Here is a 12,152-nt window from a genome sequence, read left to right as displayed (position 1 = left end):
TGACGCCTTTGGGCGTCAGGTCCACCAGCATCAGGTGGCTGTCCGTTCCATTGGAAACGATCTTGAAGCCGGCGCGCTGCAGGCCGTCGGCCAGGGCTCGGGCGTTCTCCACCACCTGCCTTGCGTAGGTCTTGAACTCAGGCTTCAAGGCCTCGCCAAACGCCACCGCCTTACCGGCGATCACGTGCATCAGCGGCCCGCCCTGTAGACCGGGAAACACTGCCGAATCAATCTTCTTCGCCAGCTTCTTAGAGTTGGTCAGGATCAGCCCGCCGCGCGGGCCGCGCAGCGTCTTGTGCGTGGTAGTTGTGACGATGTCGGCATGCGGGAACGGATTGGGATACTCGCCCGCCACGATCAACCCGGCGTAATGAGCGACGTCGCACATCAGCACCGCGCCGACCTCATCGGCGATGGCACGGAAGCGGGCGAAGTCGATTTGCCGTGAATAGGCCGAACCGCCGGCGATGATCACCTTAGGCTGGTTCGCGCGCGCCACCTCGGCGGCCTCGTCATAGTCGATCAGGTGATCCTGGGCGCGCACGCCATAGGCCACAGGCGAGAACCACTTGCCGGACTGGTTCACGCTCTTGCCGTGGGTCAGGTGACCGCCATGGTCAAGATTCATGCCCATGAAGGTGTCGCCCGGTGTCATCGTCACCATGAACACCGCCTGGTTGGCCTGGCTGCCAGAGTGCGGCTGCACATTGGCGTATTCGCAACCGAATAGCGCCTTAGCCCGCTCGATCGCCAGCCGCTCCACCTCATCGACCACTTCGCAGCCGCCGTAGTAACGCTTGCCCGGATAGCCCTCGGCGTACTTGTTGGTCAGTACCGAACCTTGCGCCTCCAGCACTGCGCGCGAGACGATGTTTTCAGAGGCGATCAGCTCGATCTGATCCTGCTGGCGCTTGAGTTCCCCGGCCAGCACCGCGGCCACCGCCGGGTCGGACTCATTCACGCTCGAACCGAAAAAGTTCGCGAGTGTATCGGGGGTCTGCACATGCACGGTCATCGGCGGGCTCCTCTGGCAACAGCGGTCGGAAAGGCCCAGGCGAGCGGCTCGATAACGTCCCGCGCTCCCCGGTGGTCACCCACCTTCATCGCCAGTCACACGGGACAGCCGCGCATTAGGCGCGGAGCAGGTGCGGGTCAAGCGGCGGTGAAGATGATCAGGCCGCGTAGCCGCCCATGCGCTGGACGTTGCAGCGAACCCACAGTGTCTCCAGCGTGGTCGCCAGTTCGTCCATCATTTCGTCGGTATGCGCAGGCGAAGGCGTGAAGCGCAGGCGCTCGGTGCCGCGCGGCACGGTGGGATAGTTGATCGGCTGCACATAGACCCCGTGATCCTCAAGCAGGATGTCAGAGATCATCTTGCAGTGGACCGGATCGCCCACCAGCAGCGGCACGATGTGGCTGACCGAAGGCATCACCGGCAAACCGGCCTTGCGGAACTTGGCCTTAAGTGACGCGGCCCGCTCCTGATGCGCCAGCCGCACCTCGTTGTGTTCCTTCAGGTAACGGATCGAGGCGACCGCGCCCGCCGCCAGAGCCGGCGGCAACGAGGTCGTGAAAATGAATCCATCGGCATAGCTGCGGATCGCATCGCAGATCACAGCGTCGGCTGCGATGTAGCCGCCCATGACGCCGAACGCCTTACCCAGCGTCCCTTCCACGATGTCGATCTCGGCCATCACGCCGTCACGCTCGGCCACGCCCGCGCCACGCGGACCGTACATACCCACAGCATGAACCTCATCGAGATAGGTCATGGCGCCGTACTTCTTGGCCAGAGCGACGGTGCCGCGCATGTCGGCGATGTCGCCGTCCATGGAATAGACGCTCTCGAAGGCGATCAGTTTGGGGGCGTCGGGATCGGCGGCCGCCAGCAGCTCTTCTAGGTGGGCTAGGTCATTGTGGCGGAACACGATCCGCTGCTCTCGCTTTCCGGCGCGGATGCCGGAGATCATCGAGTTGTGGTTCAACTCGTCAGAGAAGATCAGCAGACCCGGCAGGATCTTGTATAGCGTCGAGAGGGACGCCTCGTTCGAGACATAGCCCGACGTGAACAGCAGCGCGGATTCCTTCTGGTGCAGGTCGGCGAGTTCCTGCTCCAATTCCACGTGGTAGTGGGTTGTGCCCGAGATATTGCGCGTGCCGCCCGAGCCGGCGCCGGCTTCCTCAAGGGCCCGATGCATGGCGTCCAACACCACCGGGTTCTGCCCCTGGCCAAGATAGTCGTTCGAGCACCAGACTGTGACCTTAGCGGTCGAGCCATCGGGTTTCGTCCAGGTTGCATTCGGAAACTGGCCCCGATGCCGCTTCAAGTCGGCGAACACCCGATACCGGCCTTCCGACCGAACCCGCTCGAGGGCGGTCTTGAACGCGGCGCTGTAGTCCATCGGCTTTCACTCCGGCGGCGCGTTCGACGAGCGCGTCCTTCCGGTCCCTGAGATACGAACGCCTTTTGGCGCCCTGATTTCACCTTGTCCACAAAGTCGCGCGCCCGCGAAGGCGGCCTTGACCTCGATCAAGCCGCGTCGATCCGGCCCCGCATCATCTCCAGAATGGCCGAGAAGTCCCGGTCCCCGCCACCCAGGCGATCGAACAGCGCATAGAGTCCCTCGGCCGTCGCCCCCAATGGCGCCGCTGCGCCGGCCCGCGCAGCGGCCTCCTGCGCCAGCTTCAGGTCTTTCAGCATCATAGAGGTCGCAAAACCGCCCTCGTAGTTCCGATTCGAGGGGGCCGCCGGCACCGGCCCTGGCCAGGGGCAGTAGCTGGTGAGGCTCCAGCACTGGCCCGACGATTTGGACGAGATCTCGAAAAAGCGGTCCGCCTCCAGTCCCAGCTTTTCGGCAAGCGCGAAGGCCTCACACACCCCGATCATCGAGATGCCCAGCACCATATTGTTGCAAATCTTGGCCGCCTGACCGGCGCCGTGGTCTCCCGCACGCAGCGTGGTCCGGCTCATCGGCGCGATCGCAGCCTCGAACGCCGTGAAGTCCGCCTCATCGCAGCCGAGCATGAACGCCAGGGTCCCCGCCTCCGCCGCCGCAGTCCCGCCCGACACCGGCGCATCGGCGAACCGGAAGCCCTTGGACCGAGCCTGAAGAGCCACAAATCGGGCGCTTTCCACATCGATGGTGGAACAGTCGATCAACAGCGCGCCCGCCGGCGCGTTCGCCAGCACTGTCTCCGCATAGACTTCACGCACGTGTTGGCCCGCCGGGAGCATCGTGAAAACCACCTCAGCGTCCGCCACCGCCTCCACGGCCGAGGCCGCGCTCACGCAACCCGCAGCCGCCGCCTTCGCCAACGCCGCCTCCGAAAGATCAAAGGCGCGTACAGTGTGACCGGCCTTCACTTGAATGGCGGCCATGCCCGAGCCCATATTGCCCAGGCCGATGAACGCGACGCGCGTCATGCCAAAGTCTCCGGTATGGGGGTCCATTCGTCATCTGTCGGCAGCGGCGCGAAGATCGTGTCCAGTAGCGCCTCATCCACGTCGCTCACCGCCGAGGGATTCCAGCGCGGCGCATTGTCCTTGTCGATGATCACCGCCCTCACGCCTTCCAGGAAGTCGTGCCTCTGCACGACGCGCGCGCCGATCCGGTACTCCATCGCCATGTTCTCAGTGAAGGTCGCACAGGCCCTGCCGAGCCTTAGCTGCCGCAACGACACCTTGAGTGTCTGCGGCGACTTGGTCGCCAGGGTCGCCAACTGGTCACGCGCCCAGTCCGACCCCTCGGCCTCGAGACCCGCAAGGATCGCTTCGATGCTCTTGGCCGCAAACAGCCGCCCAATCGTCGCACGATGCGCTGCGATAGGGGCCGAACCCGGATCAATACTCGCCTTCGCCAGAGCGGCCTCAGCGCGGTCGGGCGCCGCAAGGATCGCCGTCTTGAGATCGCCGACTGACTCCGTCGCCACCACGTGGCTGGCCAGACCCAGCGCCAGGCAATCGGCCGCCTTTATCCGCGCGCCGGTCAACGCCAGCCACAACCCTGTCTGATCAGGCAGGCGCGACAGGTGCCAGCCACCACCCACGTCCGGGAAAAGGCCGATCCCCGTTTCCGGCATTGCGAAGGTCGTCCGCGGTGTCGCCACCCGCAACCGGCAAGGTAGCGAAAGCCCCACGCCGCCGCCCATGACGATCCCGTCCATGAATGCCAGCGTCGGCTTGGGATAGCCGAACAGGAGATCGTTCAGCCGGTACTCGATGAAAAAGAACTCTCGCGCCAGCCGACCGTCAGCCGCCCCGCTCTCAGCGAGCATCCGGATGTCGCCCCCGGCGCAGAAGCCGCGCTCACCCGTATGATCAAACATCACCAGCTTGACCGCCGGATTCTCGCGCCAAGCCAGCAGCGCTTCGGTCATGCCCCGGCACATACCCGTCGTCAGCGCATGAATCGCCCCCGGGCGGTTCAATGTGATCCGCCCCACGCCGCCTTCGATGCGGGTCAGGACTTCGTGTTCACTCATGCGCGGCTCCTATGTGGACAGACGATCATGGTCATCCCCGCGACAGTTCCCGTGCGATGATCACCCGCATGATCTCGTTGGTGCCCTCCAGGATCTGGTGGACACGGAGGTCGCGCACGATCCTCTCCAGCGGATAGTCGCGCAGGTAGCCGTAGCCACCGTGCAACTGCAGCGCCTGATTGGCGATCTCGAAGCCGGCGTCAGTGGCGAACCTTTTGGCCATCGCGCAGTACTGCGTGGCCCTAGGACTCCCGGCGTCCAGCGCATGCGCCGCGCGGCGCACCATAAGCCGGGCCGCATCCAATTCAGTCGCCATGTCGGCCAGCCGCCACTGCAGGCCCTGAAACTCTCCCAACGCTCGGCCGAACTGACGGCGGGTCGCCAGGTGCGCCTGCGCCGTCTCCAGCGCCAGCGTCGCTCCGCCAATAGAACAGGAGGCGATGTTGATCCGCCCGCCGTCCAATCCCGCCATGGCGATGCGGAATCCCTCCCCCTCTTCTCCGATCCTGTTGGCCGCCGGTACACGCACCCCGTCGAAGTGCACCTGGGCGGTCGGCTGAGCGTTCCAGCCCATCTTCCGCTCCTGCGCCCCGAATGACAGACCCGGCGCTCCCGCCTCCACCAAGAAGGTCGAGACCCCGCCCGCGCCCTCTCCGCCCGTCCGCGCCATCACCACATAGAGGTCCGAGGTCCCCGCCCCGGAGATGAATGCCTTGGATCCGTCGAGCACGTAACTGTCGCCGTCCCGCCGCGCGGTCGTCCTGAGCGACGCCGCATCCGATCCCGCCCCCGGCTCGGTCAGGCAATAGGAGGCGATCATCTCCATGGTGGTCAGGCGCGGCAGATACCGGCTGCGCAGATCCTCTGATCCGAACCGATCGATCATCCAGGCCGCCATGTTGTGGATCGACAGGAACGCGGCGGTCGTGACGCAGCCCTCGCTCAGGGCTTCGAACACCAGCGAAGCGTCGAGCCGCGTCAGCCCCGACCCGCCAACGTCCTCGCGCACATAGAGCCCGGCGAACCCCAACCCAGCCGCCTGCCGCAACACGTCGACCGGAAAGTGCTTCTCCTCGTCCCAGCGCGCGGCGTGCGGCGCGAGTTCGGCGGCGGCGAACGCCCGCGCGGCGTCCCGGATTGCCCGCTGGTCCTCGGAAAGCTCAAAATCCATTGCTGGGAGGTCGCCTGTGGGGGACGAGGTGTCAATGCGCGGCTTCTTGCGCCGACTTCGCGGCCGTGCTGGCGTCTAGAACATGAAGTGGCTGACCATCTCGTTCTTCGCGCTACTGGTCACGGCGGCGGTGATGTTCGCCGTCGAGAAGGTGTTTCTCTTGAATCCCTTCAACGAACCGCGATCACAGATTGAGTGGTCAACACCGTCCGACGCGACGCGGCAATCAGCGTCTCTCTTCGCCCTGTTGTCACAACCGCAGAGCTTCCATGGGCGACGCGTTTTGACGTCGGGATACATCGTTATCGAGTTTGAACACGCGGCCCTTTACATCGACAAAGACGCAACAACCGCAGGGCTGCAGCAGAATGGCGTGTGGATAGAGCCACCGCTGTCGGTCCAGCGTCCGGAAATGAAACGCCTGTCTCGTGAATATGTGACCGTTGAAGGAACGTTCGATGCATTGGAAAGTGGATACGGTCACTACAGCAGCACCCTGAAAGAGATCAGCTTAATCAGTCCCTTGTTCAGCGAACCGGCATACGAAACTATGATGGTCGGTTCGCGCCATATCGTGTTGTTCTCGGCTGTTCGCCAGCTTCTGAACTATGTGATGCTCGGGCTGTTCTTCACAATTGTGAGCCTAGGCGCCTTCAAAGCGATCCGTGGAATGGACAGATCGTGGATTCGATAGGCGTTGGTGAATCTGGGGCGTCGCCGGGCCGTCGATCAGAGACGCGCATCGCATATCTCATCGGGGAAGCGCCTCAAGATTCCCTCGACATCTTCCGACCGATGCTCGAGCTTAAAGCTCGCCGCTCGCTAGGCGGGCGCGCGGGCTTGCCTGTATCGCACCGCCAGTTCAAACCCCGCCCATGACCATCCCGCCGCTCGCCCCCTATCCCGCAACCCGCCTCCGCCGCCTGCGCCAGGCTGACTGGACCCGCCGCCTGGTGCGCGAAAGCCTGCTGACGCCGGCTGATCTGATCTGGTCGATGGTGGTGCATGAGGGCGAGGGTCAGCTCCCGGTGCCATCCATGCCCGGCGTCTCGCGCCTCTCGGTGGCGGACTGTGCGGCGGCCGCGAAGGAGGCCCGCGCGCTCGGCATTCCGGCCATCGCCGTCTTCCCGCACATCGACGGCGCCAAGAAGGATGCGTCAGGCAAGCTGGCGCTGGATCCGAACGGCGTGGTCGCCCGCGCGGTGAAGGCGATGAAGGACGCCGCCCCCGAGGTCGGGATCATGTGCGACGTGGCGCTCGATCCCTTCACGGACCATGGCCATGACGGCCTGCTGGAGCAGGGCCGCATCGTCAACGACGCCACTGTCGAGGTGCTGGTCGCCCAGGCGCTGATGCAGGCCCGCGCCGGCTGCGACATCCTCGCACCCTCTGACATGATGGACGGCCGCGTCGGCGCCATCCGCACGACGCTGGAGGCCGAGGGCCTCACCGACGTGATGATCATGTCCTACGCCGCCAAGTACGCCTCGGCCTTCTATGGTCCCTACCGCGAGGCCATCGGCTCGGGAAAACTGGGCGCCGGCTCAGTCGAAAACCCCGGCGACAAGAAGACCTACCAGATGGACTCCGCCAACCATGCCGAGGCCCTCCGTGAGGTGGCTCTCGACATCGCGGAGGGCGCCGACATGGTCATGGTCAAGCCGGGCATGCCCTATCTCGACATCGTCCGGCAGGTGGTCGACGCCTTCGCCATGCCCACATTCGCCTTCCAGGTCTCTGGTGAGTACGCGATGATCATGGCCGCCGCCGGAAACGGCTGGATCGACGAGGAGCGCGCCATCCTCGAAAGCCTCGGCGGCTTCAAGCGCGCCGGCGCCGCCGGCGTCATCAGCTACTTCGCCCCGAGGGCCGCGCGAATCCTCGGCGCCTAGGGCCGCCCCGCCGCGGGACTGTCCACTCGCGCGATCAGAATCCGCCCCGTCCGGGTCGCCGCCGCCGCATCGTGGTCGGCGCTGTCGGCGGTCAGCATGAACAGCGTCCGCCCGTCCGCTCCGCCCAGCATGCAGGCGAAACAAGGCTGGCCGTCGGTCTCGATCACCTCCAGCACCTCGCCGCCCTGCCCATACCGAACACACTCCGGCCCGATCGGGTTGGCGATCCAGATGGCGCCCTCGGAGTCGAGGCAGATCCCGTCCGGCACGCGCGGCGCCGTCACGGCCCAGACCCGACGGTTGGAAAGGCTCCCATCTGGCCCGATGTCGAACGCCGTCAGCGCCGCGCCCAGGCTCTCGCCCACGATCAGAGTGCGCCCATCTGGCGTGATCACCGGACCGTTAGGGAAGTGCATGTCCTCCGCCACAATCCGCACAGCGCCGGCCGGAGAGATGTAGATCAGCTTCGCAGTTGGGTGGTCGGCCAGCACGGCGGGCATCCCGCGCTCGGCGATGGCCGCATCGAGGTTGAAGCCGAAATTGCCAACATAGGCTCCGCCCACTGCATCCACGACCATGTCGTTGCAGTGATAGGTCGCGATTTTCGACAGATCGGCGTGCACCGAGATCGACCCGTCCGCCCTCCGCCGCAGCACCTGACGCTTGGTCATTGAGACAATCAGCATGTCGCCGTTCGGAAGCCAGCCAAGCCCCGAGGGCTGATCGTCGAGCGTGAACTCGGTCCGGAGATTCCCAGTCTCGGAGACCGACTTCACGGCGTGGTCATAGAAGTCGCTGAGCCACAGCCGCCCATCCCGCCAGCGCGGCCCCTCGCCGAAGTGCAGCCCTCCGGCCAGCACGCTAACCTTGCGGCTCATCGATCCCCTCCAAGGCTCGCCGACAGTCCCGCCACCGCCTGCCGCGTGGCGATCAGCGACTGCCCCAGCACCATGCCCCGCCACATGTCGGTGTCCACGTAGAATGCCGCGCGCATTTCGGCCTGGATCGCCGCGGCCTCCGGCCCGGTCGGGTCGCTCCGCGCGTGCAGCCAATTGTCGGCTCGGAGCGCATTCAACACCTGGTTGGTCTCCACCGTGCCGTACTCCAGCGCCACCCCGGTCACCTCGGCGTGCGGCAGCAGGCGGGGCGCGGCATCCAGCCAGTCGCCCGCAATCTTCGCTGAGACAGACTCCCCCGCATCGACGCTCGCCACCGCAGCCCCAAACCAGTCGCGCGCCCGTCGATACTCCGGCGCGCCTGGCCCTCTGGTGATGATCTGTTCGGCATAACCCTCCGGACCGAGGCCGGTGTGGAAGTCGAGAAAGCAGACCGACTTCGCCCCCGCCAGCCGCCCCGTCAGGATCGCCTCCAGGGTCCGCCGCGACCATGTCGGTCCGGCGCCGCCATAAAAGATGCCGTCCGGGTGGCTGTACTGACCGCCCGACATCGCCTGCACCAGGGCCGGAAACCCGTTCTCCCGCGCGTAGGCCAACAGTCGCCCGCGCGCCTCGGCCTGGGCCTCCCGCGACCAGCTGGCCGGCGTCACGGCGTCAGCCAGCGCCGTGTAGGCGCGGTTCTCCGGAAGCGGCGCCGCGAAGTCCACGAAGTTGCGGTTGAGGTCCACATTCTCGTGCGTCACCCGCCGGCTCCAGGCGAAGCCAAAAGGATTGATCGCGTGGATCAACAGGGCCGCCACGCCCTCGGGCAATCGCGCCCATTCCTGTCGCCGTAGCCAGTCCACCTGCGCGCCTGACCCGCAGTGCCCCTCGACACCGTGGGTGCCCGACACCAGAACCAACGCCGCTGGCGCATCCACCGGCCCGATCCAGGCCACATCGGTCGAAAGCTCCCCGCCGTCCGGACCGCGCTCCGGATGCGCCCAGGCCTGAAGCTCCGCCCGCGCCACCGTCGCGGCTTCCAGGAACTTGGCGCGCGCCTCTGCATAGGTCGCGGAGAAAGGCGATAGGGTCATGCTCCGGCTCCAGGCAGCCACTCGTAAAGGATCGGGTTCACCTTTTGCGGCGCCTCCTGCTGCACCCAGTGCGACACGCCCGGCAGCCGCCGGATCGTCAGGTCCCGAACATAGTCGTCGGTGCCGTCAAGCAGCTCTACGCCCAGCGCCGCATCCTCCTCACCCCAGATAATCAGGGTCGGAGTCTCGATCACCGGCCACGGTCCGCGCATTTTACCGCCCAGCCGCATCGCTGCACGGTACCAGTTGATCATCCCGCGCATGGCGCCAGGCCGCTGAGCGTCGAGGGCGTAACGGTCCAGCACTTCGGGGCCGAAGTTGGTCTTGTCCACCGCCATGCCGTGGAACGCCCGTCTGATGGCCCGAGCGTCACTCGCCGTCATCATGCGCTCGGGAATTCCGGGCATCTGGAAAAAGAACATGTACCAGGAGCGGCGAAGCTGGGCCCAGTTCCCCTTGCGCATGCTCTCCATCATCACTGCCGGATGGGGCACGTTCATGATCACAAGTCGCTCAAGCGGCCGCACCCGGTTGGTCGCGAACGCCCAGGCGAGGCCCGCACCCCAGTCATGCCCGATCAAGGTAACGGTCTCGGCGCCGCTGGCGTCGATCAGCGCGCCGACATCCTCCATCAGCCGATCGATCAGATAGTCAGCCACGCCCGCCGGCTTGGGCTCGGTCTCGCCATACCCCCTCAGGTCAGGGGCCCAGGCGCGATAACCCATCATCGCCAGCTCCGGCAGCTGGAAGCGCCAGGAAAACCGGCTCTCCGGAAATCCGTGTAGGCAGAGCGCCAGGTGCTCGCCTGATCCGGCCTCGTCTACGGCGAAGCGAAAGCCGTTGGCGTCGATGAAATGCGTGATGATGGTCATGGCCAAGTAAAGTGCGTGCTCTGAAGGTCGGATCCGGGAAGTCGGATGAGGCCCTGGTAGTTGAAGCCGATTTTCCGCAACACCGCCATCGAGGCGTGATTGTCGGGCGCCGTGATGGCCGCCAGTCGATCGATGCCCAGTTCTTCACGCGCATGCGCCAAAACGCCCGCCGCCGCCTCCGTCGCGTAGCCCTGCCCCCAGGCCGCCTCAAGGAATGCGTAGCCCACGTCTGGACAATCAAGCCCCTCTCGTCGCACCAGCCCCGCGATCCCGACGGCTAAGCCGTCCGTCTTGCACTCCGCCACCCACAGTCCGTATCCGTTGGCAAGGTAACTGGCGACCAACCGGTCCTTGATGTAGCCCAGCGCGCCCGCGTCATCGCGCACGCCCCGGTCACCGATGTAGGCCTTGAAACCGGGTGAATTGAGCTGAGCGAGGATGAAGGATGCATCCGCCATCGTCGCCTCGCGCAGCCGAAGTCGGGCCGTCTCCAAGATCACCCTCATGTACCGCGCCTCCCCGCAACCCCATCTTAACGCGCCGCCCCCACCTTGCTTCGGAATCAAGGTTAAGGCGGCTGAACCATGGCGTCGGGCGAACGGCCGATCGTCATCAAGAAAATCAAGAAAGGTGGCCACGGCGGCCACCACGGTGGCGCGTGGAAAGTCGCTTATGCCGACTTCGTGACCGCCATGATGGCGTTCTTCCTGCTCATGTGGCTGATCAACACCACCAGTCCTGAACAGAAGCGCGGTATCGCCGACTACTTCGCCCCCGCCAGCGTGTCCGAATCCACCTCCGGCTCCGGCGGAATCCTAGGCGGCACGGCGCTGGGCAGTGAAGGAGCCAAATCGGCCGGCTCCGCTGATGTGATCCAGGAACTGGCGCCCGATTCCCGCAATCCAAACCAGGGCGACAGCCGTGAGGGCAGCAAGCCTCAGAGCCCGGAAGAGATCGCCGCCGAGGCCATGAAGGAAGCACTGCGCCGCCAGGAGGCCGCCGCCTTCGCCTCCGCCGCCCAGTCGCTCCGGCAGGCGCTCCAAACGATGCCCGAGCTCGCTGAGCTTTCGAAGAACATCATCATTGACGAGACGCCAGAGGGCCTGCGCATCCAGCTGGTGGACCAAGAGGGCCGCTCGATGTTCGAGCGCGGCGCCATCCAGCCCAACGATCGTGCGCGCGTCCTGCTCCGGGCGGTCGCCAAGGTGGTTAACCAACTGCCGAACCGCATCAGCATTTACGGCCACACATCCGCAAGCGGCGCAGGTTTGAAGCCCGAGACTGACTGGTCGCTGTCGGCGGCCCGGGCCGACGCCTCCCGCCGCATACTGCAGTCAGCTTCGGTCGATGCGGATCGAGTCTATCAGGTGTCCGGCAAGGCGGCCTCAGAACCGCTCTATCCGGATGATCCCATGCTGCCCGGCAACCGGCGCATCGCCATCGTGCTGCTTCGAGAGGCGCCTGTGCTTCCGCCGGAGTCCAGCTTCTAGCCTATACTTGCGCCATGCGCCCGCATGACGCCTAATCGGTCGACAGACTCTCAGGACTCGGCGGCGACGGCCCAGTGATGCAACACTTCCCGACCCGACAGCTCCGGTTCTTCCTTACCGCGCCGTCGCCGTGCCCCTACCTGCCGGAACGGCACGAACGGAAGGTGTTCGCCCATCTTCCACTTAGCGACGGCCCTGGGGTGAACGACAGTCTCACCGCGGTCGGCTTCCGTCGCTCTCAGAACATCGCCTATCGCCCGGCCTGCGAGGCAT

12 protein-coding genes, 1 pseudogene and 1 riboswitch are annotated in these 12,152 nt (G+C 65.5%); of the genes and pseudogenes, 4 read left to right on the top strand and 9 right to left on the bottom strand.

The genetic code is table 11. From position 1 onward, the window contains the following. The 5 genes from glyA to ACIQ3R_RS09140 all read right to left on the bottom strand — a co-directional run. On the bottom strand, positions 1-1,015 hold a 1,015-nt coding region (gene glyA / locus ACIQ3R_RS09160; protein ID WP_397417594.1), incomplete at its 3' end, for a serine hydroxymethyltransferase. 26 nt (positions 1,016-1,041) lie between these two features. Beyond that, positions 1,042-1,124: riboswitch (ZMP/ZTP riboswitch) on the bottom strand. Positions 1,125-1,172: 48 nt separating this feature from the next. Next, positions 1,173-2,402, bottom strand: a complete 1,230-nt coding sequence (gene hemA, locus ACIQ3R_RS09155; protein ID WP_397417592.1) for a 5-aminolevulinate synthase — start codon at positions 2,400-2,402, stop codon at positions 1,173-1,175. Between the two features lie 128 nt (positions 2,403-2,530). Next, positions 2,531-3,424, bottom strand: a complete 894-nt coding sequence (gene mmsB, locus ACIQ3R_RS09150; RefSeq protein WP_397417590.1) for a 3-hydroxyisobutyrate dehydrogenase — start codon at positions 3,422-3,424, stop codon at positions 2,531-2,533. Continuing rightward, a complete protein-coding gene (locus ACIQ3R_RS09145) occupies positions 3,421-4,482 on the bottom strand; it encodes an enoyl-CoA hydratase/isomerase family protein (protein WP_397417588.1) in 1,062 nt (353 codons plus the stop codon). The genes mmsB and ACIQ3R_RS09145 overlap by 4 nt, the downstream gene beginning before the upstream one ends. 31 nt (positions 4,483-4,513) lie before the next feature. After that, complete coding sequence (locus ACIQ3R_RS09140; protein WP_397417586.1) at positions 4,514-5,653, bottom strand: acyl-CoA dehydrogenase family protein; 1,140 nt, start codon at positions 5,651-5,653, stop codon at positions 4,514-4,516. Positions 5,654-5,735: 82 nt separating this feature from the next. Here ACIQ3R_RS09140 and ACIQ3R_RS09135 point away from each other — a divergent pair, with 82 nt between their 5' ends. Both ACIQ3R_RS09135 and hemB read left to right on the top strand, forming a co-directional pair. Next, on the top strand, positions 5,736-6,347 hold the full coding sequence (locus ACIQ3R_RS09135) for a hypothetical protein (protein WP_397417584.1): 612 nt from the start codon (positions 5,736-5,738) through the stop codon (positions 6,345-6,347). A 181-nt stretch (positions 6,348-6,528) separates the two neighbouring features. After that, positions 6,529-7,545 (top strand): porphobilinogen synthase, encoded by a 1,017-nt coding sequence (hemB, locus tag ACIQ3R_RS09130; protein ID WP_397417582.1) that lies wholly within the window; start codon positions 6,529-6,531, stop codon positions 7,543-7,545. Here the strand turns inward: hemB and ACIQ3R_RS09125 are convergent. From ACIQ3R_RS09125 to ACIQ3R_RS09110, 4 genes are read right to left on the bottom strand one after another with little or no spacing between them, the layout of a single operon-like run. Continuing rightward, positions 7,542-8,423, bottom strand: coding sequence for an SMP-30/gluconolactonase/LRE family protein (locus ACIQ3R_RS09125; RefSeq protein WP_397417580.1), 882 nt, complete (start codon positions 8,421-8,423; stop codon positions 7,542-7,544). The two genes, hemB and ACIQ3R_RS09125, sit on opposite strands and share 4 nt — an antisense overlap. Then, on the bottom strand, positions 8,420-9,517 hold the full coding sequence (locus tag ACIQ3R_RS09120; RefSeq protein ID WP_397417577.1) for a M14 family metallopeptidase: 1,098 nt from the start codon (positions 9,515-9,517) through the stop codon (positions 8,420-8,422). Before ACIQ3R_RS09120 ends, ACIQ3R_RS09125 begins: the two co-directional genes overlap by 4 nt. Next, positions 9,514-10,389 (bottom strand): alpha/beta fold hydrolase, encoded by an 876-nt coding sequence (locus ACIQ3R_RS09115; protein WP_397417596.1) that lies wholly within the window; start codon positions 10,387-10,389, stop codon positions 9,514-9,516. The genes ACIQ3R_RS09120 and ACIQ3R_RS09115 overlap by 4 nt, the downstream gene beginning before the upstream one ends. Further along, positions 10,386-10,895 (bottom strand): GNAT family N-acetyltransferase, encoded by a 510-nt coding sequence (locus tag ACIQ3R_RS09110; protein ID WP_397417575.1) that lies wholly within the window; start codon positions 10,893-10,895, stop codon positions 10,386-10,388. The genes ACIQ3R_RS09115 and ACIQ3R_RS09110 overlap by 4 nt, the downstream gene beginning before the upstream one ends. A 78-nt stretch (positions 10,896-10,973) precedes the next feature. Between ACIQ3R_RS09110 and ACIQ3R_RS09105 the strand changes: the two genes are divergently transcribed. Continuing rightward, the gene (locus ACIQ3R_RS09105; protein ID WP_397417573.1) at positions 10,974-11,879 is read left to right on the top strand and encodes a flagellar motor protein MotB; all 906 of its coding nucleotides are present in this window, start codon (positions 10,974-10,976) and stop codon (positions 11,877-11,879) included. Between the two features lie 74 nt (positions 11,880-11,953). Beyond that, positions 11,954-12,152: pseudogene (locus ACIQ3R_RS09100) on the top strand (arginyltransferase); the annotation flags it as partial.

Origin of the sequence: Phenylobacterium sp., from assembly GCF_044371015.1 — a bacterium.
GTDB lineage: Bacteria > Pseudomonadota > Alphaproteobacteria > Caulobacterales > Caulobacteraceae > Phenylobacterium.
This window is presented reverse-complemented; position numbering and strand designations above follow the sequence as displayed.